23 protein-coding genes are annotated in these 24,847 nt (G+C 74.1%); 17 read left to right on the top strand and 6 right to left on the bottom strand.

Going from position 1 to position 24,847, the window contains the following annotated elements; all coding sequences use genetic code 11:
- Positions 1–20: 20 nt before the first annotated feature.
- Both IE99_RS0113580 and IE99_RS0113575 read right to left on the bottom strand, forming a co-directional pair.
- Positions 21–1,259: a PucR family transcriptional regulator gene (locus IE99_RS0113580; RefSeq protein ID WP_245623188.1), complete on the bottom strand. Its 1,239-nt coding sequence runs from the start codon at positions 1,257–1,259 to the stop codon at positions 21–23.
- 119 nt (positions 1,260–1,378) lie between these two features.
- Entirely contained in the window at positions 1,379–2,002 is a 624-nt protein-coding gene (locus IE99_RS0113575) for a TetR/AcrR family transcriptional regulator (protein WP_030169257.1), read from the bottom strand.
- Positions 2,003–2,179: 177 nt separating this feature from the next.
- Here IE99_RS0113575 and IE99_RS0113570 point away from each other — a divergent pair, with 177 nt between their 5' ends.
- Positions 2,180–3,355, top strand: a complete 1,176-nt coding sequence (locus tag IE99_RS0113570; RefSeq protein WP_030169255.1) for a cytochrome P450 — start codon at positions 2,180–2,182, stop codon at positions 3,353–3,355.
- A gap of 4 nt (positions 3,356–3,359) precedes the next feature.
- Here the strand turns inward: IE99_RS0113570 and galE are convergent, their stop codons facing one another.
- Positions 3,360–4,373, bottom strand: a complete 1,014-nt coding sequence (galE, locus tag IE99_RS0113565) for a UDP-glucose 4-epimerase GalE (protein WP_030169252.1) — start codon at positions 4,371–4,373, stop codon at positions 3,360–3,362.
- 290 nt (positions 4,374–4,663) lie between these two features.
- On the opposite strand from galE, the gene IE99_RS0113560 reads away from it, so the two are divergent.
- The 8 genes from IE99_RS0113560 (at position 4,664) to IE99_RS0113525 (ending at position 14,757) form a co-directional block, all read left to right on the top strand.
- Complete coding sequence (locus IE99_RS0113560) at positions 4,664–5,323, top strand: response regulator transcription factor (RefSeq protein WP_030169250.1); 660 nt, start codon at positions 4,664–4,666, stop codon at positions 5,321–5,323.
- A gap of 103 nt (positions 5,324–5,426) precedes the next feature.
- The gene (locus IE99_RS0113555) at positions 5,427–6,764 is read left to right on the top strand and encodes a YveK family protein (protein ID WP_030169247.1); all 1,338 of its coding nucleotides are present in this window, start codon (positions 5,427–5,429) and stop codon (positions 6,762–6,764) included.
- Between the two features lie 4 nt (positions 6,765–6,768).
- On the top strand, positions 6,769–7,917 hold the full coding sequence (locus tag IE99_RS0113550) for a DegT/DnrJ/EryC1/StrS family aminotransferase (RefSeq protein ID WP_030169244.1): 1,149 nt from the start codon (positions 6,769–6,771) through the stop codon (positions 7,915–7,917).
- 2 nt (positions 7,918–7,919) lie between these two features.
- Positions 7,920–9,083 (top strand): polysaccharide biosynthesis protein, encoded by a 1,164-nt coding sequence (locus IE99_RS0113545; protein WP_051712472.1) that lies wholly within the window; start codon positions 7,920–7,922, stop codon positions 9,081–9,083.
- Positions 9,084–9,090: 7 nt separating this feature from the next.
- Positions 9,091–10,323, top strand: a complete 1,233-nt coding sequence (locus IE99_RS0113540) for a glycosyltransferase family 4 protein (RefSeq protein WP_030169238.1) — start codon at positions 9,091–9,093, stop codon at positions 10,321–10,323.
- The gene (locus tag IE99_RS0113535; RefSeq protein WP_084219478.1) at positions 10,320–13,043 is read left to right on the top strand and encodes a lipopolysaccharide biosynthesis protein; all 2,724 of its coding nucleotides are present in this window, start codon (positions 10,320–10,322) and stop codon (positions 13,041–13,043) included. The genes IE99_RS0113540 and IE99_RS0113535 overlap by 4 nt, the downstream gene beginning before the upstream one ends.
- Positions 13,044–13,045: 2 nt before the next feature.
- Entirely contained in the window at positions 13,046–13,801 is a 756-nt protein-coding gene (locus tag IE99_RS0113530; RefSeq protein ID WP_051712470.1) for a sugar transferase, read from the top strand.
- Between the two features lie 35 nt (positions 13,802–13,836).
- Positions 13,837–14,757, top strand: coding sequence for a hypothetical protein (locus tag IE99_RS0113525; protein ID WP_030169229.1), 921 nt, complete (start codon positions 13,837–13,839; stop codon positions 14,755–14,757).
- 25 nt (positions 14,758–14,782) lie between these two features.
- Here the strand turns inward: IE99_RS0113525 and IE99_RS31860 are convergent, their stop codons facing one another.
- Together IE99_RS31860 and IE99_RS0113515 are read right to left on the bottom strand one after the other, a co-directional pair.
- On the bottom strand, positions 14,783–14,932 hold the full coding sequence (locus IE99_RS31860; RefSeq protein WP_157610267.1) for a hypothetical protein: 150 nt from the start codon (positions 14,930–14,932) through the stop codon (positions 14,783–14,785).
- 35 nt (positions 14,933–14,967) lie between these two features.
- Positions 14,968–16,533, bottom strand: coding sequence for a Rieske 2Fe-2S domain-containing protein (locus IE99_RS0113515; RefSeq protein WP_030169226.1), 1,566 nt, complete (start codon positions 16,531–16,533; stop codon positions 14,968–14,970).
- A gap of 256 nt (positions 16,534–16,789) precedes the next feature.
- Here IE99_RS0113515 and IE99_RS30290 point away from each other — a divergent pair, with 256 nt between their 5' ends.
- From IE99_RS30290 to IE99_RS0113475, 8 genes are all read left to right on the top strand, one after another.
- Positions 16,790–17,569 (top strand): sensor histidine kinase, encoded by a 780-nt coding sequence (locus IE99_RS30290; RefSeq protein WP_051712469.1) that lies wholly within the window; start codon positions 16,790–16,792, stop codon positions 17,567–17,569.
- Positions 17,566–18,213 (top strand): response regulator, encoded by a 648-nt coding sequence (locus IE99_RS0113505; protein ID WP_030169220.1) that lies wholly within the window; start codon positions 17,566–17,568, stop codon positions 18,211–18,213. The genes IE99_RS30290 and IE99_RS0113505 overlap by 4 nt, the downstream gene beginning before the upstream one ends.
- Positions 18,198–19,016 (top strand): cytochrome P450, encoded by an 819-nt coding sequence (locus IE99_RS30285; RefSeq protein WP_030169216.1) that lies wholly within the window; start codon positions 18,198–18,200, stop codon positions 19,014–19,016. The genes IE99_RS0113505 and IE99_RS30285 overlap by 16 nt, the downstream gene beginning before the upstream one ends.
- A gap of 86 nt (positions 19,017–19,102) precedes the next feature.
- Positions 19,103–20,362, top strand: a complete 1,260-nt coding sequence (locus IE99_RS0113495) for a sensor histidine kinase (protein WP_051712467.1) — start codon at positions 19,103–19,105, stop codon at positions 20,360–20,362.
- Positions 20,359–21,036: a response regulator transcription factor gene (locus IE99_RS0113490; protein WP_030169208.1), complete on the top strand. Its 678-nt coding sequence runs from the start codon at positions 20,359–20,361 to the stop codon at positions 21,034–21,036. Before IE99_RS0113495 ends, IE99_RS0113490 begins: the two co-directional genes overlap by 4 nt.
- 76 nt (positions 21,037–21,112) lie before the next feature.
- On the top strand, positions 21,113–21,730 hold the full coding sequence (locus IE99_RS0113485) for a response regulator (RefSeq protein ID WP_030169206.1): 618 nt from the start codon (positions 21,113–21,115) through the stop codon (positions 21,728–21,730).
- 172 nt (positions 21,731–21,902) lie between these two features.
- Entirely contained in the window at positions 21,903–22,526 is a 624-nt protein-coding gene (locus IE99_RS0113480) for a DUF6230 family protein (protein ID WP_030169203.1), read from the top strand.
- Positions 22,523–23,485, top strand: coding sequence for a DUF6114 domain-containing protein (locus IE99_RS0113475; RefSeq protein ID WP_030169200.1), 963 nt, complete (start codon positions 22,523–22,525; stop codon positions 23,483–23,485). Before IE99_RS0113480 ends, IE99_RS0113475 begins: the two co-directional genes overlap by 4 nt.
- On the opposite strand, the gene IE99_RS30280 is transcribed toward IE99_RS0113475, so the two are convergent.
- Positions 23,437–24,828 (bottom strand): serine/threonine-protein kinase, encoded by a 1,392-nt coding sequence (locus IE99_RS30280; protein WP_051712466.1) that lies wholly within the window; start codon positions 24,826–24,828, stop codon positions 23,437–23,439. The genes IE99_RS0113475 and IE99_RS30280 overlap by 49 nt on opposite strands.
- Positions 24,829–24,847 lie beyond the last annotated feature (19 nt).

Genomic DNA, 24,847 nt, shown 5'->3' with positions numbered 1-24,847 from the left:
AGGTCGCGCACCCGCATCCGTCAATCGATTGATTGAGGCAGTGCCGCGGGCTCCTCGGGCGGGGGCGCGATGAGCCAGACCGTCAGGACCATCTCCAGCTCGAGGCGGTTCTCCGGCTCGTAGAGCCACGTCCCGAACAGTTCCTCCAGCTGGTGAAGCCGGTAGCGGACGGTCTGCGGGTGGACGTGCAGGCGCGACGCGACCTCGGTGGCGTTGAAGCCGTTCTGCAGGCAGGCGAGGAGCGTCCGCATGAGCCGCTCCCGGTGCCGCGGCCGGACGGCCTTCAGCGGCGCGAGGCGCTGGTCGGCGACGGCGCGCACCAGCTCCTCGTCCTTGAACACGACGAGCGCGGGCATGTGGTCGGCGCAGCGGATCAGCCGGTCGGACGGCAGGATGCCGCGCCGGGCGAGCGGCAGGGCCTCCCGCGCCCAGCGCAGCGACTTGGCCGCGTCCTCGGTGGGGACGGTGGGGCCGAGCACGGCGACCCAGGTGCGCAGCGCCGACTCCAGCATCCGGCCGCGGCCCGGCCCCTCGGGGTCGGGGACGAGCAGGCACGGTTCGCGCCGGTTGACGTCGGCGAGGACGTCCGGCGGGAGCGAGGGGTGGGAGAACGGCTGCCGGCCCCGCTCGTACAGGACGACCGCGGCGACCGTGCGCGGCACCCGCCACTGCGCGAGCCGGGCCAGGTCGGCGATGGCCTGGGGCGCGGCCGGCGGCTCGGCGAGCAGCAGGTCGAGCAGCCGGCGGCGGCGGTGCTCCAGCTCGCCCGCTTCCTGCGCGCGGGCCTTGGTGTAGCCGTCGGTGGCGGCGCGGGCGATCTCGTCCAGGAACGCGAAGATCGCCTCCGCGATGCCGGCGAGCGTCCGCCGGTCGATGTCGTACCGCTCCGACTCGGCGGCGAGCCGGCGCCAGGCGACGCGGGCGCCGAGCCGCAGCGAGGTCTGCAGGACGTCCAGGTTCCGGCCTTCGCGCGCCTCCGCCCAGCCGATCTCCCGGTAGACGGCGGCGACGGAGTCCCAGGAGCTCTCGGGGTCGGAGATGAGGTCGACGAACTGGCGCAGCGCGCCCTCGACGGCGAGCCGGACGAGCCGGGCGTACCCCTCGTCCTGCGGGCGCGCGTACTCGGGGATGCCGGCGAGGATCTCCTCGATCATCTCCTCGGCGAGCGCCTCGAGATGGGGCCGGAACATCTCCGACAGCCGGCGGGGCACGCCCGCCCAGGGCTTCAGGGGCGAGCGTTCCTCGATGGTCGTGGTCACCGTTCGCACCTCCTGCCGGGAAGCTACCGAGCGGCGGAGGCACGGACATCACCGTCGGCGACGCATTGCGCCCGGCCGGTTGTCACCGCGTTGACAAACGCGGCGGCGACCCCCGGGGCTCAGCAGGCCGGTTCGGGCGGCCGCGCGGACGCGAGCGCGCCCGCGAGCACCAGCCGGCCGGACGTGCGGACCATCGCGGCGACCTCGTCGACCGGGCGGCGCAGCGACGCGACGCTGATCAGGGCGGCGAGCAGGACGTGGCTGATGACGACCTCGACGTCGTCGCGTTCCGGGATCGGGTCGCCGATGGCCGCCGACAGCCGCTCCCGCAGGAACAGGAACAGCACGCTTCGGGCGTCGTCGACGCTGGAATCGTCCGAGGTCACGGCCTGGATGATGGCGGAGGTGAGGGTGATCTCCTCCGCCGCGACATGGACGATCCGCTCCAGCAGCTCGCCGAGCCGCTCGAGCGGGGTGCCGCCCGTCACGGGACGGGCGATGTCGGACGTGACGCGGTGCGCCCAGGCGGCGGCGACCTCGGTGAGCAGGTGGTCCTTCGTCGCGAAGTAGCGGTACACGGTGGCGCGCGCGACCCCCGCGCGGTCGGCCACGTCGTGCATGGTCACGGCCGGGTAGCCGCCCTCAAGGGCGAGCTCGCGGGCCGAGTCGATCAGCCGTTCCCGCCGGGCCTGCTGATCCTTGGTCAGCGTCCGCGTGACGGTGAACCGGACATCGCCGTTCAAGGCTCCTCCTCGCTGGGACCACCCCATTCTTCCGTACGCGGCGTGCCTTATGTGCGGAACCGGCGTTGCGGCCCGGTCCCTCGGCCGCACCCGGCCGCCCCTTGACCCGCCGCCCACTTGGTTGCGATTTTAGTCTAGACGCAAGTCTCACGCGGTGGTTCTACGGTCGGAGGCCACATGACGGACACGCTCACCATCGACCTCCTCGACGGGGAGATGTACGCGACGGACCCGTGGTCGGTGTACGCGCGGCTGCGCGCCGAATCACCCGTCCACCACGACGCCGAGAACGGCCTCTGGGGCATTTCCCGGCACGCCGACGTCTTCGCCGCCGAACGCGACCCGAAACTGTGGACGAATTCCGGCGGGTACCGCCCCCAATTACCGTCCGACCCGTCCATGATCGGCCATGACGACCCCGAGCACGCGCACCGCCGCCGCATGGTCTACCAGTGGTTCACCCCGCGCGGCGTGGCCCGCTACGCCGACCGGATCCGGGCGACCGCCGTCGACTGCGTGACGGCCGCGCTGGACGCGGGGAGCGTCGACGCCGTCCAGACGCTCGCCGCGCCGCTGCCGGCCCGCGTCATCGGCTGGCTGCTCGGCTATCCGGAGGAGATGTGGCCGGAGCTGGTGCACTGGTCGGCGACGGCCGTGTTCGCGGGCGGCGGGCGGCGCTACGTGACCGACGAGGCGACGATCGCGTGCGGCGAGTTCGCGCTCAGCGTGCTGGAGATGGCTCGGGAACGGCGCCGCTGCCCGTCCGACGATCTGCTGTCCACCTGGGCGAACGCGGGGCCGGGCCAGCCGCGCTACGACGACGAGCACCTCGCGCACGAGGCGCTGCTGCTGCTCGTCGGCGGCGCCGAGACGACACGGACGGTCATCGCCACGGCGCTCGACGCGCTGATCCGGCATCCGGACCAGTGGCGGGCGCTCCGCGCCGACCCGTCCCTCATCCCCGGCGCCGTCGAGGAGTTCGTCCGCTGGACGACCCCGATCCTCAACATGTGCCGGGTCGCCGCCCGCGACACCGAGATCGCCGGCGTGCCGATCCCGGCGGGCGGCCAGATCCTCCTGATGTACGGGTCGGCGAACCGGGACGAGGCCGTGTTCGACCGTCCGGACGTCTTCGACGTCACCCGCCGGCCGGGCGACCACATCGCGTTCGGAATGGGTCCGCATTTCTGCCTGGGCGCGTCCCTGGCCCGCCTGGAACTGCAGATCTTCTTCGAGGAGTTCATCGCCCGGGTGGAATCCGCGGAATGGGCGGACGAGGAGGGACCGAGAATTCTGCGGAACGCCTTCGTGCGTGGCGTGACGGAATTCCCGGTGACCCTCGTTCCGCGCTGAGGCGTCAGGCGACGTCCAGCTCCCGGCGGCGTTCCGCCCACTCCAGGGAGTGCCGGATCGCGTCGCCGATCGTGTACTCGGGCTTCCAGCCGAGGAGCTCGTACGCCTTGGCCGGATCTACGAAGGCCCCGACGACGTCGCCGGGCCGGGCGGGGGCGTCCTCGGCACGGAATCCGTCGCCGACGACCTCGCGGAAGGCGTCGACGAGCTCCCGCACGGTGGTGCCGCCGCCGGTGCCGAGGTTGATCACCTCGTAGCCCGGCCCGGCACCGGCCGGGCGGACCGGCGGGATGACCGCGTCGAACCGGACCGCGGCCTCGACGAAGGCGCGGGCGATGTCCCAGACGTGGATGTAGTCGCGGACGGCCGTGCCGTCGCGGGTCGGCCAGTCCACACCGGTGATCGTGAACGGGACGCCGCGCTCGTACGACTCGATCATCTTGCCGAGGGCGTGCGTCGGCTTGCTGCTCTGCAGGCCCGTCCGCATGCGGGGGTCGGCGCCGATCGGGTTGAGGTAGCGGAGCGAGACGACGCGCAGGCCGGCGGCGCGGCCGATGTCCTCCAGCATCAGCTCCGCCATCATCTTCGAGCGGGTGTACGGGTTCTGGGGCGCCAGCTCGGACGCCTCGGTGACCGACAGGTCCGGCCCCGGGCGGTACATCCCGGCCGTGGACGCGAAGATCAGCCTGTCGTGGCCGTTGCGCAGCAGATGCCCGGCCAGATCGAGCGTGCGCGCCACGTTGACGCGGTAGTAGCGCTGCGGGTCCGACATCGAGTCGGGCACGACGATGAGCGCCGCGCAGTGCACGGCGACCTCGATGTCCGGGTGGTCGTGGAAGATCTCGTCGATGAGCGCGCCGTCGCCGATGTCGCCCTGGTAGAAGATCCTGCCCTCGGTGAACTGCTGCCGGCCGGTGATCAGGCTGTCGAGCACGACGGGGGTGATCCCGCGCTCGCCGAAGGCGGAGGCGATCGTGCTCCCGATGAAGCCCGCGCCCCCTGTGATCAGGACTTTCATATGGCATTTCCCCTGAGCCGCTGCGTCCCTGATACGACACGCTCAGGATCAGCAGGGCGTGCGGGAGGGTCAACGCTCCGTGGTCCGGCTGACCGGCTTCGGAACCGGCGTCAACCCGGGGGCGCCGTGGCGCGTCCGCGCACGGCTCCCCCCGCGCGCGCCCTGGGCGGCGGACGCCGCCACCGCCTTCGGCCGAGAACGAAACCCGGATAGGGAGCATCCCGAACGCGGGGGCGCCTCTCCGTCATTTGCGGGATCCGCCGTGCGCGGGCCGCGGGCATCGTCGGGTGATGCACCGGACCCGGGTCCTCATCGTGGACGATCACGCGCTGTTCGCCGAGGCACTCGCCGCCCGCCTCGGCCGCGAGCCCGATCTCGTGATCCTGCCCGTCGCCGCCGACGCGCGCCGCGCCCTCGCGCTCACCGCCACCGAGCGCCCGGACGTCGCCGTCCTCGACATGGCGCTCGGCGCGGAGAGCGGCCTGGACGTCCTGGACCTGCTCCGGGAGCGGCATCCGGACGTCCGGGTCGTCATGCTGACCGCGTCGACCGACCTCGGCGCGATGGTGGACGCGATCCGGCGCGGCGCCGTCGGCTGGCTGCCGAAGACCGAGAGCGCCGAGCACGTGGCGCGGGTCGTCCGGTCGGCGGCCCGGGAGGGCGGCTGGATCCCGCCGGAGCTGCTCGGCGAGGTGCTGCGCCGGCTGCGCGCGGACGCCCCGGAGCCGAACGGCGACGCGCGGCTCCTCGCGGCGCTCACGCCGCGCGAGCGGGAGGTCCTCCAGTGCATGGTCGACGGTCTCGGCCGCGCGGAGATCGCCGAGCGGCTCGGGTTGTCGGCCAACACCGTCCGGACACACACGCAGAACCTCCTCGCCAAGCTGGAGACCCATTCGGCGCTGGAGGCGATCACCCTGGCCATGCGCGCCGGGATGCGCCCGGACCGCTGACCGGCGCCTGGTGCAAACGGCGTAGTCCGGGGTCGTCGTTTGGGTGATCCCCTTCCGGAGTCCCGTTCCTACGGTGGCGCTTACCGAGCCGGAGGGAAGGCCGATGGAGATCGACGAGGTCGCCGCCCGCGTCCTGCGCAGCTACTGGGCGCTCCTGCTGGTCATGACGGTTCTCCCGTTGGCGCTTGTGGGCTTCTGGATGCAGGGGAAGGAACCGCCCGCCGTGGCGGAGACCCGGCTGCAGGCCAGCGGCAGGGCGACGGACGCGGCGGCCGGCGACGCGGGCGTCAGCATCGTGGTCAGCCAGGTCAAGGCGTTCGCGACCAGCCGGAACCTCCTGGTGGAGGTGCTGGACGAGACGGGCGCCGACCGCTCCCCGCAGAAGGTCGCGAAGGCGATCGGGGTGACCGGTCTCGGGACGTCCACGGTCGTCGAGCTGACGGTCAAGGACCGCGACCCCGCGGTCGCGACGAGGCTCGCCGACACGATCGGCGCGGCCGTGGTCGAGGAGATCAACGAGTCGAACCAGGGGACGATCACGCGGCAGATCGGCGCCCTCGACAAGCGCATCCGGGAGCTGGAGAAGCGGCTGGGCCCGCTCGCGCGGCGGGCGGGCGCGCAGCCGGTCCCCGACATCGGCGCGGCGAACGAGCGCGAGCGCGTGCAGGCGGAGCTGACCGACCTGCGGTCCAACCGCTCGGACCTGCGGACGCAGCTGTCGGCGGCGGGCACCGCGTCGGTGGTGCAGCCCGCGGTGCTGCGGCCCGAGCAGAACCCGATGATCATGATGGCGGCGATCGCGGGCCTGGTCGGGCTGGTCGGCGGGATCCTCATCGCGGTGGTGGCGGAGATGGTCCGCCCGACGGTCCCGGGGCAGCGGCGGGTCGCCGACCGGCTCGGGGTTCCGCTGCTCGGCCGGGCGGACGGAAGCCCGGCGGAGCTCGCCGACCTGGGCCGGCGGATCCGGCTCGCGGCGAAGCGGGAGGGCTGCGCCCGCGTCACGCTGGTGGGCGCCCCGGGCCGCCTGCCCGCCGATCTGGTGTCGAAGATCGCGGCCGCCGTCTACGGCGACACGACGAAGGTCGTGCGCACCGGTGGGCGCGACGGAGCGCCGTCGTCCAACAGCACGGGCCCGGAGGGAAGGAAGAGCACGTCCGTGGTGCGCGCGGGCGGCGCCGCCGTCGCGACGCAGCAGGCGGCCGAGGTGGCCACCGCCGCGGAGACCGCGTCCGAGTCCACCCAGCCCGTCCCGTTCCGGGCGCTCTGCCACGTGCACGCCTTCGAGGACATCGACCCGGGCGCCGACGACGCGGTCGGCGTGATCGTGGTCGCCGGTCCCGTCACCCCCGTCTCGGGCCTCGCGGCGGTCCGCGACCTGGTCACCGCGTCCGGATGGCCGCTGCTCGGCGTCATCGCCACCTCCCAGAGGAACAAGAGGTAACTCCATGAGCTCGACCGTTCCCTTCAACGTCCCCCCGCTCGCGGACGAGGTGTCCGACGCGGTCGTCAAGGTCCTCGACTCCGGCTGGATCACCACGGGCCCGCAGACGGCCGCCTTCGAGCAGGAGTTCGCCGACCATCTCGGCGCGGCGCACGTCGTCGCGGTCGCCTCCTGCACGACCGCGCTGGAGCTGTGCCTGCGCGCGATGGGCCTGCCGCCCGGCTCGCCGGTGCTGACCCCGAGCCTGACGTTCTGCGGAGCGATCAACGCGATCCTGCACGCGGGGCACCGGCCCGTCCTGGTCGACATCGACGAGGACACGCTGGTGCCGAGCCCGGAGACGGTGGCCGCGGCCGCCGCCCGGGTGAAGCCCGCCGCGATGGTCACGCAGAACCAGGCGGGCTACCCGGTGGACGTGCCGGCGCTCGCCGCCGCGGCCGGCCTCGACCGGTCGCGGATCGTGGAGGACACCGCGCACGGGCCGGGCGCGGCCCGCGGCGGCGCCCCGGTCGGGTCGTCGTCGTTCGCGGCGTGCTTCTCCTTCTACGCGACGAAGAACCTGCCGATCGGCGAGGGCGGCGCGGTCGCGACGAGCGACGAGGAGCTCGCCGACCGGGTCCGCGCGATGCGGCTGCACGGCCTCAGCAAGGACGCGTGGAAGCGGTACATGCCGGGCGGCAGCTGGCGGTACGACCTGAAGACGATCGGGCTGAAGGCGAACATGACCGACGTCCAGGCGGCGATCGGGCGGGCCCAGCTCCGCGCGCTGCCGGACTGGCAGCGCGCCCGGGAGGAGCTCGTCGCCCGCTACGACGCGGCGCTGGCCGACGTCCCCGGCCTGATCCTGCCGCAGCGCGGCCTGCCCGCCGACGTGCGGCACGCCTGGCACCTCTACCAGGTGCGCGTCCCGGACCGCGACGTCGTCGGGGACGAGCTGCAGGCGGCGGGCGTCGCGACGTCCGTCCACTTCATCCCGGCGCATCAGCTGACGGCGTACCGGGAGCTGCTCGGCGAGGAGGAGTGCGGGCGGCTGCCGGTGACCGACCGGGTCGCCGAGCAGCTGCTGTCGCTGCCGCTGTACCCGGGGCTGTCGCCGGACGGCCAGGACCGCGTCGTCGCGGCCCTCACCGAGGCCCTGCGGACCCGGGGCTGACCGTGCGCTGGTTCCCGCCGCGCCGCTCCGGCCGGGCCGCCGCCCCGGCCGGGGCCGGGCCGCCCGCGCTGCCGATGGGCCGGGACGAGGTCGTCCTCGCGTCGCAGCGAGGGCGGCGCCTCGTACGCGGCCGCCGGGTGCTCGTCACCGGCGCGTGCGGGACGGTCGGCGGCGCGCTGAGCCGCGGGCTCGGCCGGCTCGGGCCCGCCGCCCTGTGCCTCGTCGACAAGGACGGGCGCGGGCTGGAGCGGCTCGGCCGCGAGCTGGCCGCGACGCCGGCGGGGTCCCTCGTCACGCTCGCCGAGGCGGACGTGCGGGACGCGGCCCGCGTCGACGGCGTCATCGGCGACGCCCGGCCCGAACTGCTGTTCCACACGGCGGGCCGGTACCGGCTCGCCGCGGTCGAGAGCGACCCGTGCCGCGGCGTCGCCGCCAACGTGACCGGCACCCGGCACGTGGTGGGCAGCGCGGTCCGGCACGGGGTCCGGCGGCTCGTGTTCGTGTCGTCCGACCTGGCGGCGGAGCCGACGTCGGTACTGGGCGCGACGATGCGGATCGGGGAGTTGCTGCTGCAGACCGCGACGGGCGGCCCGACGTGCTTCGCTGCCGTCCGGGTCGGCGCCGTGATCGGCGGGCCGGGCGCGCCGCTCGACCCGCTCGCCCGCCGGATCGCGGCGGGCGAGGTCATCACGGTCGCGCATCCGGAGGCGGCGCGGCACGTCATGACGGTGGCGGAGGCCGCGGGCCTGCTGGTCGAGGCGGCGGCGCTGGCGGAGGAGGCCGAGACGTTCGTCCTCGACGTCGGCGGGCCCGTCCCCGTGCTGGACCTGGTGCAGCGGTACGCGGCGCAGCTGCGGCCGTCCGCGGTGACGATCCGGTTCAGCGGGCTGGGGCCGGGCGAGAAGCTCACCGAGAAGGCGTTCGCGGACTCCGAGCGGCGCGTCCCGACCGCCCACCCGAAGATCTGGGGGACCCGGCCCGCGCCGCCGCCCGCCGGGACACCGCGGCTGGTCGACGCGCTGTCGCTGGCGGCGGCGGCCGGCTCCGCCGACGAGGTGCGGCTGCTGCTGCGCCGGCTGCTGCCCGAGTACCGCCCGGCACGGCGGCCCCCGCCCGTGCCTCCCCGCTGCGGCACGGGGCGCCGCGGCGCCCTCCCCGGCCTGTGAGGTGACCGTGAGTACGGACAGGAAGCTGCGCGTCGCGACCGTGATCACCCGCTTTAACGGCGGCGGCGGCCGGGTCGCCCTGAACGGCCTGCTGGCGCTGCCGGACGGCGCGTACGAGCGGGCGCTCATCACCGGCGGCGTCGGCATGGACAGCGAGCCGTCCACCAGCGGCGACGTCGTCCTGTACGGGGACGAGGCGGTCGCGCGCGCCGCGGCCGGCGACCTCACGCCGGACGCGCACCGCGCCGGGATGGAGGTCGCGCAGGTGGGGCGGCTGGTGCCGCAGATCTCACCGCGCGACGACCTCGCCGCGCTGCGGACGCTGACGCGGGTGCTGGCGGAGGGCCGGTACGACGTCGTCCACACGCACTCCTCGAAGGCGGGCGTCATCGGGCGGCTCGCGGCGGCCCGCGCCGGGATCCCCCGCATCGTCCACACGTGGCACGGGTTCCCGTTCAACGAGTTCCAGTCCGCCGCCCGGCGCACCGCCTACATCCGCCTGGAGCGGATCGCCGCGAAGCACACCGACGCGTTCCTCGGCGTCGGGTCGGACACGGTGACGACCGCGCTGCGGCTCGGCCTCACCACGCCGGAGCGGGTGCGGCTGACCTACCCGGCCGTGGACGTCGACGCGTTCGCGACCGCCCCCGGGTCCCGGGCGCAGGCGCGCCGCGCCCTCGACCTGCCGCTCGGCGTGAAGGTCGTCGGCGCGGTCGGGCGGCTCCAGTTCCAGAAGGGCCCGGAGATCTTCGCGAAGGCGATGGCGCGGCTGCCGGACGACGTGTTCGGACTGTGGGTGGGCGGCGGCCCGATGGCCGGCGGGCTGGCGCGGCTCACCGCGAGGCTCGGCATCGCGGACCGGATGCGCTGGCTCGGGCACCGCGACGACGTCGCCGCCGTCCTGCCCGCGTTCGACCTGATGGCGATGCCGAGCCGCTGGGAGGGCCTGCCCTGCGTGCTGGTGGAGGCGATCGGCGCCGGCATTCCGCTCGTCGCGACGGCCGTGCCGTCCAACCAGGACCTCGTGCTCGCCGGCGAGACGGGCCTGCTCTGCGCGCCGGAGGACCCGGCGGGGCTGGCGGCCGCCGTCACGGCCATGCTGGACGACCCGGCCGCCGCCGACCGGATGGCGGAGCGGGCCCGCGCCCGGGTCGGCCCGTGGTTCTCCCCGGCGCACCTCGGCACCGTCCTGGACGAGACGTACCGGGGCACGTCCCGGCGCCCCCGCCCGCGGTCATGACGGTGACGGCGGCGGCGCCACCGGAGGCGCCGGGAGGGAGCGGGGCCGGCGCCGGGGCCGGGGCCGCCGCTCCGCTGCGGCGGCGGTGGCGGCCGGAGGCGGTCGTCCTCGTCGCGGGCGTCGCGTCCCTGCCGATGCTGATGCCGTTCGGGCTGGCGCCGGGGCCCGGCAACACGGGGCTGCCCGACGTCGTCCTGGTCGGGCTCATCGTCACCACGTTCCTGTGGGCGGGGACGCGGAAGGTACCCGTCCGGTGGCCGTTCCTGCTGCCCACCCTGCTCACGGTCATCGCGGGCGGGCTCGCGGCGCTCGCCAACGACGACGTCGGCGTGCTCACCCTGGTCAAGGACCTGTTCGTGCTGATGTGGGCGGTCTGCATCGCCACCCTCGGGCGGGACGCGTCGCTGCTCCGCGTCGCGCTGCGCTCGTTCGTCTGGATCGGCACGTTCTACGCCCTCGTCATGATGTTCGGCTTCGCCATCGGCAACGACACGCTGTCCGGCAAGCAGCCCGACGGCGAGCGCCTGATGTTCACGTTCGGCGACGCGAACTACACGGCCAACTGGTTCATCTGCGTCTTCTTCATCGCGCGCGCCACCCGCTTCCCGGAGAAGGCGTGGCAGCGCCGGACCGTGTGCGGCGTCCTGCTCGCCGCCGAGCTGCTGACCGGCTCCAACGGCGGCCTGCTCGCGCTGAGCTGCGCGCTGCTGCTCGGCCACCTGTTCCGGCTGTTCCGCGAGGGCAAGGCGCACCACGCCATCGCGATCGGCGCGGCGGCCGCCTTCCTCGGCGGGGGCGCGGTCACGGTCGTCACGCAGATCGACATCCAGCCGTACCTCGACCGCGCGAGCCAGACGTCCCCGCTCCTGCGCGACTCCATCGGCCGGACGACCGGTGAGAGCACCGACTCGCGCAGCACCGTGTTCACCACCACGTGGCACATGATCGAGGCGCAGGAGCACCCGTGGGGCATCGGCGCGGGTCAGACCGAGCACCGGATGCTCGTCGAGCAGGAGACGTACGTCCGGGAGGCGCACAACGACTACATCGCGTCCGTCCTGGAGCGCGGGTTCATCGGCGGGCTCGCGCTGATCCTCCTGCTGGTCGTGCTGGTGCGGATGTGCGTGCGGATCGCGCGGCGGGACGCGCTGGCGCCCGCCTACGCGCGGCTCGTCCCGCGCCCGGAGCTGTTCGGGGCGCTCCTCGTCGTGTTCCTCATCTGCGGGCTGTTCTACGAGGTCCTGCACTACCGGCACGGCTTCGCCTTCTTCGGCCTCATCGCCGCCCTCGAACTCCACGGCCGCCGGAAGCCATCGCCCTTTCGTCCCCCGCCTCCCCGGACGCTGCGATCGCGTGGGAAGCCGGGGATGAGCGGAGCGAAATCCCTGAGCGCGCAAGGAGTCCCCGGACGGGCCGGAGTGACGCGGCGACCGCGCGCGGCGCCCGCCGAAGGAGGGCCCCCGAAGCCCGACGCCAAGGGCACCGCGATGAGGAGAAGGCTGATCGGCCTGGTCGCGGGCAACATGGCGGGGCGGATGGGCGCGCTCGGGTCGCTCGGGCTCGCGACGATCCTCGTCGCCCGGGTCGGCGGCCCGGAGCTGGTCGGGGCGTTCACGCTGGTCCGGATCCTGCCGGGGCTGCTCTGCCACCTGTCCAACGGCGGCCTGCCCGCCGCCGCGCCCTACTTCCTCGCACGCGAGGAGCCCGTCCGCAGCCGGGTGCGGCCCACGCTCGCGTGGCTGACCGTCATCGGGGCCGTCACGGCGGCGGTCGTGTGGCTCGCGCTCAGCCCGCTGCTCCTCCTCGTGTTCTTCGACTCGTTCGGCGTCTGGGTCACGCTCGCGGCGGCCGTCCCCGCCTTCACGCAGGGGTTCGTGTCCGTCGGCAAGGGCCTCCTCCAGGGCACCGACGACCAGAACGGCGCGAGCCTCGCCATCGCCGTCGAGGAGTTCGTCTTCCTGCCGATCTACGTCGCGCTCCTGCTCGGCTGGCACGGGCCGGGCGCCCTCATCGCCGGCCTCGTCCTCGCCGACCTCGCCGCCACCGCGTGGATCGCCCGGCGGCTCGCGCGGCGCGGCTACTTCCGCGGCTGGGGGCGCGCCGACCGGCGGCTCGGCGCGGCGATCGCCGGATACGGGTTCCGCGGCTACGCCGGCCAGCTCATCGACCTGCTCCAGCTCCGCTTCGACATGGCGCTGCTCGGCGCGCTCGCCGGGCCGAAGGTGCTCGGCGTCTACACGGTCGCGAGCAAGTTCGCCGAGCTCGTCCAGCTGCCCGGCCTCGCGGTGAACTACGTCCTGTACCCGGACTTCGCCCGGGAGGACGCGCGGAGCGCCGCGCGCCGCACCGCCGCCCTCATCCTGCCCGCGCTCGGCGTCTCCGTCCTCGCCGCGCTGCCGCTCGCGCTCATCGCCGGGACCGCGCTGCCGTGGGTCTTCGGCGACGTGTTCGACGACGCGGTCGTGCCCACCTACATCCGCCTCGCCGGCGTCATCACGTTCGGCGTCACCGGCCTCATCATGGCCTACCTCTACGGGGTGGGCCGTCCGGGCGCCGCGTCCACCGGGCAGGGCATCGGCCTGCTCGTCGTGGTCGTGCTCGGCGTCCTCCTGATCCCCGCGCATGGAGCGGTCGGCGCCGCCGTCGCCACCTCCGTCTCCTTCATCGCCACCACCGCGGCCCTGCTGGCCTGGTTCCAGCACGTCAAGAACAAGGGGTGACCATGCCCGAGGAACTCATCGCCCGTCCCCTCGACGCCTCCCACGGCATCCCGCCCTCGGTCGGCCGCCGCGCCCTGGACATCACGGTCGCGCTCACCGGGCTGACGCTGCTGTCCGTCCCGCTGCTGCTCGTCGTCTACCTCCTGGTGCGGCTGACGAGCCGCGGCCCCGGCATCTTCCGGCAGACGCGCGTGGGCCAGGGCGGCCGGCCGTTCACCATGTACAAGTTCCGGACGATGCGGCAGGGCGTCGGCGGGCTCACCGTCACCGCCACCCACGACCCCCGCGTCACCCGGGTCGGCCGCGTGCTGCGCCGCTACTACCTGGACGAGATCCCGCAGCTCGTGAACGTCCTGCGGGGCGACATGACGCTCGTCGGGCCGCGCCCGGAGACCTACGACCTCGCCGTGTACTACGACGACCGCTGGCGGTGGATCTTCGACCACCGGCCGGGGATGACCGGGGTGTCCCAGGTCAGGTTCCGGGACACCGACGTCCTGCCGCCCGGCGAGGAGGTCGACCTCGCCTTCTACGTCAAGCGCCTCGCCCCCGCCCAGGCCGCGGTCGACGAGGTCTACCTCGGCGACCCGTCGATGCGCGCGACGCTCCGGACGCTGTTCGACACCGTCTGGTACGTCCTCGGCTTCCGGGTGGCTCCGCTGCGGGTGAGGCCGGACGGGACGGTGACCGAGGCCCCGGCCCCGGTTCCGCCGCCGGAGACCGCGCGTCCGGCCGAGGAGCCCGGTTCCGCCGCCTGACGGCGCGTCGGTGAGGAACGGCAGGGAGGCAGGGCATGGACGTCCGGGACGCCCGGTTCACGATCACGGCCGTCGCCGCGGCGCTCGTGCTGGCCGCGGGAGGGCTGTTCTACCTGCGCGAACGCACGTCCGGCTACGAGCCGTACGAGGGGCCGCTCGCCACCCCCGGCCGGCCCGCCACACAGCCCGGCGGGACGCGCCGGATCGCGCTGAACACCGATCCGGCCGACTACCCGCGGCTGCGGGCGCTCGGCTACGACCTCGTCGACGCGCAGCCGGACGAGTCGCAGCTCGCCCGCGTCCCCGCCGGGATGCGGGCGATGCTGTGGGTCGGCAACTTCACCTGCGGCGGCTTCGAGCTGGACTTCCCCGCGTTCACGCGCGCCGTCGAGCGGTTCGGGCGCGACCCGCGCGTGTACGGCTGGTACCTGTCCGACGAGCCGAACCCGGAGGAGTGCCCGCGGATCGCGCGGGAGATCCGCCGCCGCGCCGACCACATCCGGCGGCACGCGCCGGGGCAGGTGTCCTACATCGCGCTCACCGACTGGCCGATGAAGCCGGTCGCGCCGGAGCGCACGGGCGTCGACCTCGTCGGGCTGGACCCGTACCCGTGCAAGGGCGGGGTCGAGGCCGAGGACGACTGCAACATCGACGCGATCGACCGGATGGTGCGGCTCGCCGACAAGGCCGGCATCCCCCGGACGATGGTCGCTCCGGTGTTCCAGACGTTCGGCCAGACCTGCTCGAAGGGCGACAAGCAGTACTGGCTGCCCACCGAGCGGCAGTTCCGGCAGATCCTGGAGCGCTGGGACCGGCTCGCCCCGCGCGCCCCGCTGGAGGTCTCGTACTCGTGGGGGCGGCAGAAGGAATGGGCGTGCCCGACGCTCGCGGACGCGGCCGGCGGCGACCAGCCCGACCTGCAGGGCATCCTCCGCGCGCGGCACGCCCGCGGGTAGGACCCGCGCCGTCGACCGGTCTCCGCTACTGCCCGGGGTTCTCGGCGACGGCCGTCCGGGACGGTTCGTCCGGGACGGGGAAGTCGAAGGAGCCCAGCTTCAACGCCAGGATCTCCATCACGACGACGGCCACGACGAAACCGACGGCCATCAGGCCGGCCTTGCTGCGATTCACCCAAACCCCCAGAAACCCCGGGAAAACCTAGCACGTCAGCCGAGGGGACGGCTCGTCAGGTTCGCCGCCCGCGCGTTCACGCACGCGCCGGTCTCCAGGTCGAAGGCGAAGTTGTGCGCGAGGCAGTGCACCAGCCCGTCGCGGACGACCGCGCCGACCGCCAGGTCCTCGCCCGCGTGCGGGCAGTAGCGGGGGATGTCGTAGCGGCGGCCGGCGCTCTCGACGACGATCCGCTCGCTCTCGTCCCGGCACGTCTCGTACATCTCGACCGCCCGCAGCGCGGGCGCGTTCGCGTGCTTGAGCAGCCCGACGAGGTAGTCGTTGTAGACGTCCGGGTCCCGGTAGAGGCCGACCCGGAAGGAGATCAGGACGTCCTCCCACGCCAGCCTGCCGGTGAGCACCGCGTCCACCCACCGGCCGGCGGTGGTGACGCGGTAGTGCGGGCGGGCGGCGGGGTCGGCGGGACCGATGGTCAGCCCGTCCGGGGTGAAGTCGACGTCCCAGGTGCCGCCGTGCGGGCCGGTGATCTCGAACCGGACCAGCATCGCGATCTGCTTCAGGAAGTAGTCGCTCAGCCCGCCGAGATGCCGGAAGTGCTCGGCGAAGCGGTCGTACAGGCCCGGCCCCGGCTCGGGGAACTCCGCGACGGCGGCCGCGATGTGCCCGGCCCGGTCGGCGGCGTACCGCTCCAGGTAGGCCGCGCGGCCGGCGTCCGCGAAGGAGAACTCCGCCGACACCGGGTCGCGGACGACCGCGCCGGTGTCGAGGTCGAGCACGTCACCGGGTTCGAAGTGGTCCCAGCGCTGCGCGGGCAGGTGCTCGCGCAGCCAGTCCGTCGCGGCCTCCGGGTCGCAGAACGCGCCGGTCTCGCGGTCGAGGACCCAGTTCAGGCCGCGGACGTCCGCGTCCAGGAAGCAGGGCGGCCCGGCGAACGGCACCGCCAGCTCGGGCTCGGTCTGCCGGACGAGGCGCTGCACGGCGCGGAGCTTCGACACCCGCTTGCCCAGCGAATGCCGCGCCATCTCCGCGGCCGGGTACTCGTAGCAGATCGGGTGCCAGGACGCCCCGGACGTCTGCACCGCCATCAGGTCGAGCCGGTCGCCCGCCAGGTGCTTCGCTCGGCGCGCCTGCGCGGCGGTCAGCCGGGCGTCGTTGCAGTGCAGGACGGCGCGCCCGTCGGCGACCACCAGAAAGGCGGCGTCGTGGCACATCGGAGACAGCTCCGGAATCGCCGTGATCCAAGATCCCCTATTGTCCAGCGGGAATTTCTCCCAGGCCGGTATCTCGATTACCTGGCGGGCACCCGCGACCGTGGTGATGCGTTCCCGGAAGGCCGGTCCGGGGTAGTGCGGAATGAGGATTCTCGTCCTCTTCGGAAGGCGCTCGATGACCCATGGATCGAAATGATCTAGGTGTTCGTGCGAGATCGCGATCCAGTCGGCGTCGAGGACGCCGTCCAGGTCAAGGTGATCGTTTCGGGGATACTGGTGCCAGGACCCGAGGAAGGCCCCCGTCGGCGCGAGCCACGGGTCCGCGAGCAGCCGGAACGCCGTGGCGTGCAGCGCCACCCCCGCATGTCCGAGAAATGTGACCGTCGGCATAGGGTGAGCGTCGCCCGGCGAGCGGTCCGGCGCACCCGTCCATAGGCGCAAGGCGGCTACGACGTCGGCATGAAGAAAGGAAACAGAGCAAGCCGACAATCCTGACAGGACGCAGAGTCAAAGGCACGAGTTTACCTGCCCGATTACTTGTCCACTTCCGGTCAGGCTGCACCATGTGGCGTCCTTTCATCTGGACACACCCACCCTTTCGGGTGACCGTCGAGTCGGTGCCGGCAATATCAGACGGGGGTTATTCATGTACCAGGGGAAGTCTCGGTCCTCGCCACCGCGCGAGGAGCCCACCGGAGCCGCGACGCTCCCCTCCGCCGACCCGTTCCGGTGCCCGCCGCACGCGGACCCGACGGCTCCGCGCGACGACGACGAGCTGGGGCGGCGCCGGCTGCGCCACGACATCCGGCACGAGCTCGGCACGATCGTCATGCTGGCGTCCGCCGTCGCGGTGGCCGACGACATCGGCACCGGCAGCCGCGCCCGCGTCGAGCAGCTCCTCGGCGAGACCCGCTGGCTCGACCATCTGCTCCGCCGGCTCGACGAGGGCGACTTCGGCGACGTCCCGCCGGGGTACGAGCGGATCCGCGTCGACGAGCTCGCCGCCGAGGTCGTCACCGGGATGCGGCTCGCCACCGCGCGCTCGATCTCCTTCACGGGCGGCGAGGCGTGGGCCCACATCGACCCGGTGGCGCTGTGGCGCGCGGTCCGCAACGTCCTCGACAACGCCTGCCGGCTCGCCGCCGGCCGGGTGGACGTGCGGGTCGCCCACGACGGGGACCGGGTCGAGATCCGGATCGACGACGACGGCCCCGGCTTCGGAGCAGCCGGTCCGGCGGCCCCGCGCGGGCTCGCGTCGCTCGGCCTCGGCATCGTCCACGACCTCATCTCCGGCTACGGCGGCGCCCTGGAGATCCGGACGTGCGAGCTGGGCGGCGCCCGGGTCCGGATGCTGCTGCCGTCCTCTCCGCCCGTCCCCGCCGCCGATCCGGAGCCGGAGGCCGACGACTGGCGGCGCCATCCATGAGGGTGCTCATCTGCGACGACCACGCCGTCTTCGCCGACTCCCTGTCGCTCGTGCTCGCCGACGCCGGGCACACCGTCGTCGGGGTCGGCTACTCCCCGGCGGAGGCGCTGCCGCTGCTGCGCGCGGCGCAGCCCGACATCTGCCTGATCGACCTGCGGTTCCCGTCGGGCACGGCGCTCGACTGGATGCCGCGGCTGCGGGCCGCCGCGCCCCGCACCCGGTACGTCGTCCTCACCGGCTTCCTGGAGCAGCGCGTGCTGGACGCGGGGGTCGCGGCGGGCGTCCGGGGGTTCGCGCACAAGGGTCAGCAGGCGGGCGACATCCTCGCCCTCCTGACCCGCGTCGAGGCCGGCGAGGTCGTCGCCGAACGGAGGCCGCCGACGGGCGCGGACCGGCCGCGCAGCGAGGCGCACCGGGTCGCGCGGTTCCTCACCCCGCGCGAACGCGAGGTGCTGACCCGGCTCGCCCGCGGCGAGTCGACGCAGGCCCTCGCGCGGGCGATGGGCGTCACCCGCAGCACCGCGCGCAGCCACGTGCAGAGCGTCCTCACCAAGCTCGGCGTGCACTCGCAGCGCGAGGCCGTCATCGAGGCGGCCCGGCACGGGCTCGTCAGCGTGGAGACGGGAGAATGGCTCGCGGGCTGAGCGTCCCCTACGACCGGCTGGACCGGCTGCGCCGCCGGACGCCGGTGGTCTGGCTGGACGGGCGGTCCGCCGGCGGCGCCGGCGCATGGGCCGTGCTGCGGTACGCCGACGTCCGGCACGCCCTCGCGCACCCGGAGATGTTCGCGCCGGAACCTGACGGGATCCTGCACGGCCCGTCCTCCGGCGCCGCCCCGGCCGGCGGCGACGCCCCGCTCGACATGGACCCGCCCGCCGCCGCGCTGCTGAGCCGTATCCCCGACGACACGCCCGTCGACTTCGCCCAGGTCGCGGCCGACCTGCCGGAGACCCTCCGCAACACCCTCGCCGGCGGGCTGGCCGCGCTGCTGCACCACCCGGGCTCCTACGCGCGGCTCCGCGCGGAGCGCGCCGACGACCGTCTCCTCGACAGCGCCGTCGAGGAGATGCTCCGCTGGTGGACGCCCGTCGCGCGGGTCCGGCGGACGGTGCGGCGCGCCACCGCCCTGGGCCGGGTGCCGCTGCTTCCGGGCGAGCGGGTGACGCTGTGGCTGGCGTCCGCGAACCGCGACGGGGACGCGTTCCCCGAGCCCGGCCGGTTCGAGCCCGACCGCTACCTGCCGGGACGCGGCGCCCGCCCGCACGTCGCGTTCGGGTACGGGTCCCGCGCCTGCCTGGGCGCGCTGCTGGCGCGCACGCACCTGCGGGCGTTCCTGTGCGCGCTGCTGGACCGCCCGGGGCGGGCCGTCCCGGCGGGCGAGCCGGTCCCCGCGCGGTCGGGCGCGCGGAACGGCTTCGACCGCCTCCCGATCGGCTGGACGGCCTGAGACGCCCGGCTACCTCCGCGGGAGTACGCACGGTGACTCCCCCGGGCCGATGCGGCGCCGGGCGCCGGTGGCTAACGTGCTGGAGCATGAGCACAACGCCGTCCGCGCGGGCCCGGCCGCATCCGCCGCGTCCCGCCCGGTGGCCCGTCTGGGTCCTGCCGGCCTTCGCGGCGGCCGTCATGCTGATGGGGACGTACGGCGCCCAGGAGGACCGGGGCCCCTGGGAGCACGGGGAGCCGATCGGCAGCACCGCGCTCGACCCGCTCGGCGTCGCCATCCTCGTCGGCGGGCCCGCGCTGCTGCTGCTGCGCCGCCGCTGGCCGGTGCTCACGCTCGCCGCCGTCGCCACGCTCGCCGGGCTGTACTACCTGCGCGCCTACCCCTACGGTCCGGCGCCGTTCGCGGTCGCGATCGCCATGTTCGGCGCCGTCATGACGGGGCACCGGGTGGCCGCGTGGGGGGGCACCGGCGCGGCGCTGACCGGGTACTTCACGCTCACCTCGGTGATCGGCGTCCCGTTCGAGCGGCGCGGCACCGGCGGCCGGCCGTTCCCGGTCGAGGAGCCGAGCCTGATCGCGATGACGTTCGTGACCGGCTGGGCGCTGGTCGTGCTCGTCACCGCCGAACTCGTCCGGATGCGGGCCCAGAAGGCCGCCGAGACGGCCCGCAGCCGCGCCGAGGAGGAGCGCCGCCAGGTCAGCGAGGAGCGGCTGCGGATGGCGCGGGAGCTGCACGACGTCCTCGCCCACAACATCTCGATGATCAACGTGCAGGCGGGCGTCGCCCTGCACCTCATGGACGACGACCCGGGGCAGGCCCGCACCGCGCTCGCCGCGATCAAGGAGGCGAGCAAGGAGGCCCTCACCGAGATGCGGGGGGTGATCGGGGCGCTGCGCGCGGACGGCGAGAGCGCGCCCCGATCACCCACCGCGGGCCTCGAACGGCTCGAGGAGCTGCTCGGCCGCGCCCGTGCCGCCGGGCTCCGCGTGGAGCTGGAGGTCGCCGGAGAGCGGCGGCCGCTGCACGCGAGCACCGACCTCGCCGCGTTCCGGATCGTCCAGGAGTCGCTGACGAACGTGACGCGGCACGCCGGTCCGGGGCCGGTGACGGCGCGGGTCCGGATCGCCTACGGTGAGGACGAGATCGTGATCCGGGTCCAGGACGACGGGCGCGGCGCCCCCCTGCTGGACGACCGGTCGGGCGGCAGCGGCATCCGCGGCATGCGGGAGCGGGCCGCCGCGCTCGGCGGCGCGTTCAGCGCCGGGCCGCGCACCGGCGGCGGGTTCACGGTCGAGGCGCGGCTGCCGCTCGACACGCCGCCGCCCCGGGAAGGGGAGACGGAATGATCAAGGTGCTGCTGGCGGACGACCAGGCGCTCGTCCGCGCGGGGTTCCGGGCGCTGCTGGACGCCCAGCCCGACATCGAGGTCGTCGGCGAGGCGGGCGACGGCGCCGCGGCGGTGGCGGACGCGCGGCGGCTGCGTCCCGACGTCATCCTGATGGACATCCGCATGCCCGGCCTGGACGGCCTGTCGGCGACCCGGCAGATCGCCGCCGACGCGCGGCTCGACGGCGTCCACATCGTCATCCTCACCACGTTCGAGCTCGACGAGTACGTCTTCGAGGCGCTGCGCGGCGGGGCCAGCGGGTTCCTCGTGAAGGACACCGAGCCGGTCGAGCTGATCCACGCCGTCCGGGCCGTCGCGGCGGGCGACGCGCTGCTCTCGCCGAGCGTCACCCGGCGGCTCATCGCCGAGTTCGCCGCGCGGGCGAAGGAGCCGGTCGCGTCGCCGCGCCTGAACGCGGTGCTGAACGCGCTGACCGACCGGGAGCGGGAGGTGATGGCGCTGGTCGGCGAGGGCCTGTCCAACGAGGAGATCGCCGCCCGCCTGGTGGTCAGCCCGGCGACCGCGAAAACGCATGTCAGCCGGACGATGGTGAAGCTCGGCGCGCGCGACCGGGCGCAGCTCGTCGTGTTCGCGTACGAGACGGGGCTGGTGAAGCCGGGGTGGCTGCCCTAGGGATCGGCTGTCACGGCGGGCGCGGGCATGACAGGCTTGGCGGGCAGTCCGTCAGCCGACCGTGTGAAGGAGCCCGGTGCCGAAGCCGACGAAGGTCCTGGCCGTCGACGACCGCGAGGAGAACCTCATCGCGCTCGCCGCGGTGCTGGACGCGCTGCCGGTCGACCTCGTCCTCGCGTCGTCGGGCGAGGAGGCGCTGCGCGAGCTGCTGACCGACGACTTCGCGCTGATCCTGCTGGACGTCGTGATGCCGGAGATGGACGGGTTCGAGACCGCCGGGCGGATCAAGGCTCGGCCCCGCACCCGCGACATCCCCATCATCTTCCTCACCGCCGGGGGCGCCTCCGGCGAGCAGGCGTACCGGGGCTACGCGGCGGGCGCGGTCGACTACCTCACCAAGCCGTTCGACCCGTGGCTGCTGCGCGCCAAGGTGTCGATCTTCGTGGAGCTGCACCGCCGGACCGAGCGGCTCCGCGGGCAGGCCGAGCTGCTGCGCCGGACGCTGGAGGACGACGCCGCCGGGGCCGGCGGTGCGGCGGACGGCGCCGAGCGGGTGCTGAAGGCCCTCGACGAGCGGCTCGTGCTCATCGAGGAGGACGTCGCACGGCAGCAGGCCGGTCTTCCGGCGGAGGAGCTGCCCGACCACGTGGCGGAGCTGCGGGCGGCGCTGGAGGCGTTCTCCGCCGGGCAGTGAACCGGGTACCCGACGTGCCGCCGGGCGAGGCGCGGCCTGGGTTCTCCGGGACCTTCGGCCCCGGAGCGGCGGGCCTTCCGCCTCTGAAATGTCACTTTCCGTGATCAATAGGATCTTGCTCCACCAGCTCTATTGACACTGAGTCCAGCGATAGACGCGGAGCGAGCCCGCCATGAACGAGTCCTCCCAGGCCCCCGATGACGACCCCGCCGAGACCGCCGCCGGCGGCGTCCGCTGGAGGCGGTTCGCGGCCGTCGCCCTCCCCGCCGCCGCCTGCGCCGGCGCGCTGATGTTCATGACGGGGCAGGGCGCCATCGCCTCCTCCTTCGCCGTCTCCGGCAGCAGCTTCAAGGTCAGCGCCGACCACATCGACGGCACGGGCTTCGCCCAGTACGGCGGCGCCCGTGTCGAGGCCGGCGGCAAGAGGCACCCCGTCCAGGTCTCGGTCATCCAGGACGCGAAGATCTACAACCTGTGCCAGTCGGTGAAGGTCCTCGGGGTCACCCTGCGCCTCACCGCCGGCACGGACAAGAAGAACCCGGTCCACGCGACGGACCTCGTTCTCGACGTCGAGCAGCTGAAGGCCGACGCCCTGTTCGAGGACATCGAGATCGGCCGCGACGCCGGCACCCTCGACAGGGCCGGGAGGAACTCCCGCGGCCCGGCCGGCGCGTTCGGCCAGCAGGCGAGGACCGTCAGGCTGAGCGACGTCGAGCAGACCGCGTGGGCGACCACCGCCGGGACGTTCAGGCTGAGCGACCTGCACATGGGGTTCGGCGACGAGTGCTTCCGATGAACACCACCCGGCCGCGAGGATTCAGCCGCTGGCGGCGGACCCGTCCCTTCTGGGGCGGCCTGCTCGTCGTCCTCGCCGGGCTCGAACTCATCGCCATCCCCCTCGCGCCGGTGCCCCTGATCGTGCACCAGGGCATGGCCGGCGTGGCGAGCTGGCTCATCGGCGCGATCCTCATCGCCGCCGGTGCCCTGATGTGGGCGCAACCGATGCTGCGGATCTTCTACGGCATCCTCGCGGTGCTGCTCTCCATCGCCTCGTTCCTCACGTCCAACTTCGGCGGCTTCCTCCTGGGGCTGCTGCTCGGCGTCGTCGGCGGGGCCATGGCCGTCGCCTGGGTGCCCGTGAAGAAGAACGTCCCGGAGACACGGGCGCGGCGCACGGCCGGGCCCGTGGCGGTGCCCTCGGTGAGGCGGGAAGGCCGGCTGACCGCTCTGGCCGTGCCCGCCGTCCTCGGCTTCCCGCTGCTCACGCCCACTCCCCCACCGGACCCGTCCGCCGCGCCGAGCCCCGCGCCCACTCGCACGGCGCGCGGTATGAGCGCACCGGAGAAGAGCGGCGGGTATCGCGTCTCCAGCGACCCGGGCACCCTGCGGGCGTCGTCGCTGACGATGTCCGGGCTCAGCTACGACGGCGTCGCGCTGCTCCCCTCCGCCGAGGGGACGGTCAGGGCACTGAAGTTCAGCATGACCAAGGCCGTCCTGAAGGACGTCGACCAGACCTCCCGGCACGGCGGCACCACCACGCGCATCACGGCGGGCACGCTCACGTTCACCGGTGACGTCGCGATCTACACGACGAGGATGGCGTCGAAACTGCTCGGCATACCGGTGACCTTCACCCCCGAGCACCCGCCGCCGCTGACCCCGCCGTCCATGGTCATGACGGACGTGGTGGCGGAGCGGCCGTCGGTTCAGGCGCGCGGCGCCGCGATCTCCGCACTCGGCATCGGGCCGGACTGAGCGTTCGCGACGGCGCTCGCGACGGGGCGCGGCTCGGGCGCGGGCAGCGCGCCCGTCCCGAGCTTCTGCCGCAGGATGAACGCGCCGAGCAGCACCGCCGCCACGATGAGCAGCACCGCGATCGTCACGACCACGACGGTCTTGCGGCGCTCGCCACCGGAGTGCGCGCGCGGCCCGGCGGACCCCTGCCAGCTCCCGTACTGCCCCGGCTGCTCGTACCGGTGCCCGTACCGCTGTGCCTGCTCGAACCGCTGATCCTGCTCGAACCGCTGCCGGGGCGGCCGGTCCCACGGCGGCGACGCGCTCGGCTGCGGCTCCGGCGTACCGTTCCGCTGCGGGGGCGGCACCGACCAGTCGTTCTCCAGCAGGGTCCGCGGCTGCTCCCGGTGCCGGTCCCCCCGGTCCGGACGGGTGATCGAGTCGAGGTCCGACGGGTCCATGATCGTCTCGGCGGGGTCGCCGTCGCGCCGCCCCGGCATCCGGGACGGCTCGTCCAGCACGGTCTCGGCCGCGGCCCGCGCCACCGGAAGCGGCGCCGTCGCCACCTGCGTCAGCAGCGGCTGCACCTGCGCGGCGGTCATCCGGTGCACCGGCTGGCGGGCGAGCAGCCCCTCCAGGACCCGGCTCAGCGGCCCCGCGTTGCGCGGCGGCGGGACCGGCTCGGTGAGCGCCGCCTGCAGCGACGACATCGCGTCCGACCGCTCGTAGGGGGAGCGTCCCTCGACGGCCGCGTAGAGGGTCGCGCCGAGCGCCCACAGGTCGGACGCCGGGACCGCGCGCTCTCCCTGCGCCCGCTCCGGCGGGATGTACGCGGGCGACCCCATGACGAGGCCCGTCTGCGTCAGCGTCGCGTCGCCCTCCACCTGCGCGATGCCGAAGTCGGTCAGGACGACCCGTCCCGCGTCGGTGATCAGCACGTTGCTGGGCTTGACGTCCCGGTGCAGGATGCCCTTCTCGTGCGCGTGCTTCAGCGCCGCCAGCATCTGCAGGCCGATCTCCGCCACCCGGCGGTGCTCCAGCGGCCCCCGGTCGAGCAGGTCCTGCAGCGACGGGGCGAGGACGAGCTCCATCACGATCCAGGGCCGGTCGGCCTCCTCCACCACGTCGTGGACGGTGACCACGCCGGGGTGGCTGAGCCGTGCCGACGCCCGCGCCTCGCGGAACGTGCGCTCGTACAGGACGCCCCGCTCGGCGTCGGTGAGGCCGGGCGGGAACACGACCTCCTTGACGGCCACCTCGCGATCGAGCATGACGTCGTAGGCGCGCCACACGGTGCCCATGCCGCCGCGGCCCACCACCGAGTCGAGCCGGTAGCGGCCCGAGAGGAGACGTGCCTGTTCCATGACTAGATGGTCCCCCAAG

The sequence above is a fragment of the Spirillospora albida genome, from assembly GCF_000718255.1.
Taxonomy (GTDB): domain Bacteria; phylum Actinomycetota; class Actinomycetes; order Streptosporangiales; family Streptosporangiaceae; genus Spirillospora; species Spirillospora albida.
Note: the sequence above shows the minus strand (reverse complement) of the source record. Positions and strands in the feature narration are given on the sequence as shown.

What these genes read in the sequence shown, in the direction of transcription:
- IE99_RS0113505 (WP_030169220.1), top strand. Translation starts at nt 17,566, where the DNA reads ATGAGGGTGCTCATCTGCGACGACCACGCCGTCTTCGCCGACTCCCTG.
- IE99_RS0113475 (WP_030169200.1), top strand. Translation starts at nt 22,523, where the DNA reads ATGAACACCACCCGGCCGCGAGGATTCAGCCGCTGGCGGCGGACCCGT.
- galE (WP_030169252.1), bottom strand. Translation starts at nt 4,373, where the DNA reads ATGAAAGTCCTGATCACAGGGGGCGCGGGCTTCATCGGGAGCACGATC.
- IE99_RS0113555 (WP_030169247.1), top strand. Translation starts at nt 5,427, where the DNA reads ATGGAGATCGACGAGGTCGCCGCCCGCGTCCTGCGCAGCTACTGGGCG.
- IE99_RS30285 (WP_030169216.1), top strand. Translation starts at nt 18,198, where the DNA reads ATGGCTCGCGGGCTGAGCGTCCCCTACGACCGGCTGGACCGGCTGCGC.
- IE99_RS0113495 (WP_051712467.1), top strand. Translation starts at nt 19,103, where the DNA reads ATGAGCACAACGCCGTCCGCGCGGGCCCGGCCGCATCCGCCGCGTCCC.
- IE99_RS30280 (WP_051712466.1), bottom strand. Translation starts at nt 24,828, where the DNA reads ATGGAACAGGCACGTCTCCTCTCGGGCCGCTACCGGCTCGACTCGGTG.
- IE99_RS0113530 (WP_051712470.1), top strand. Translation starts at nt 13,046, where the DNA reads ATGCCCGAGGAACTCATCGCCCGTCCCCTCGACGCCTCCCACGGCATC.
- IE99_RS0113480 (WP_030169203.1), top strand. Translation starts at nt 21,903, where the DNA reads ATGAACGAGTCCTCCCAGGCCCCCGATGACGACCCCGCCGAGACCGCC.
- IE99_RS0113570 (WP_030169255.1), top strand. Translation starts at nt 2,180, where the DNA reads ATGACGGACACGCTCACCATCGACCTCCTCGACGGGGAGATGTACGCG.
- IE99_RS0113550 (WP_030169244.1), top strand. Translation starts at nt 6,769, where the DNA reads ATGAGCTCGACCGTTCCCTTCAACGTCCCCCCGCTCGCGGACGAGGTG.
- IE99_RS30290 (WP_051712469.1), top strand. Translation starts at nt 16,790, where the DNA reads ATGTACCAGGGGAAGTCTCGGTCCTCGCCACCGCGCGAGGAGCCCACC.
- IE99_RS0113535 (WP_084219478.1), top strand. Translation starts at nt 10,320, where the DNA reads ATGACGGTGACGGCGGCGGCGCCACCGGAGGCGCCGGGAGGGAGCGGG.
- IE99_RS0113560 (WP_030169250.1), top strand. Translation starts at nt 4,664, where the DNA reads ATGCACCGGACCCGGGTCCTCATCGTGGACGATCACGCGCTGTTCGCC.
- IE99_RS0113515 (WP_030169226.1), bottom strand. Translation starts at nt 16,533, where the DNA reads ATGCCGACGGTCACATTTCTCGGACATGCGGGGGTGGCGCTGCACGCC.
- IE99_RS0113525 (WP_030169229.1), top strand. Translation starts at nt 13,837, where the DNA reads ATGGACGTCCGGGACGCCCGGTTCACGATCACGGCCGTCGCCGCGGCG.
- IE99_RS0113490 (WP_030169208.1), top strand. Translation starts at nt 20,359, where the DNA reads ATGATCAAGGTGCTGCTGGCGGACGACCAGGCGCTCGTCCGCGCGGGG.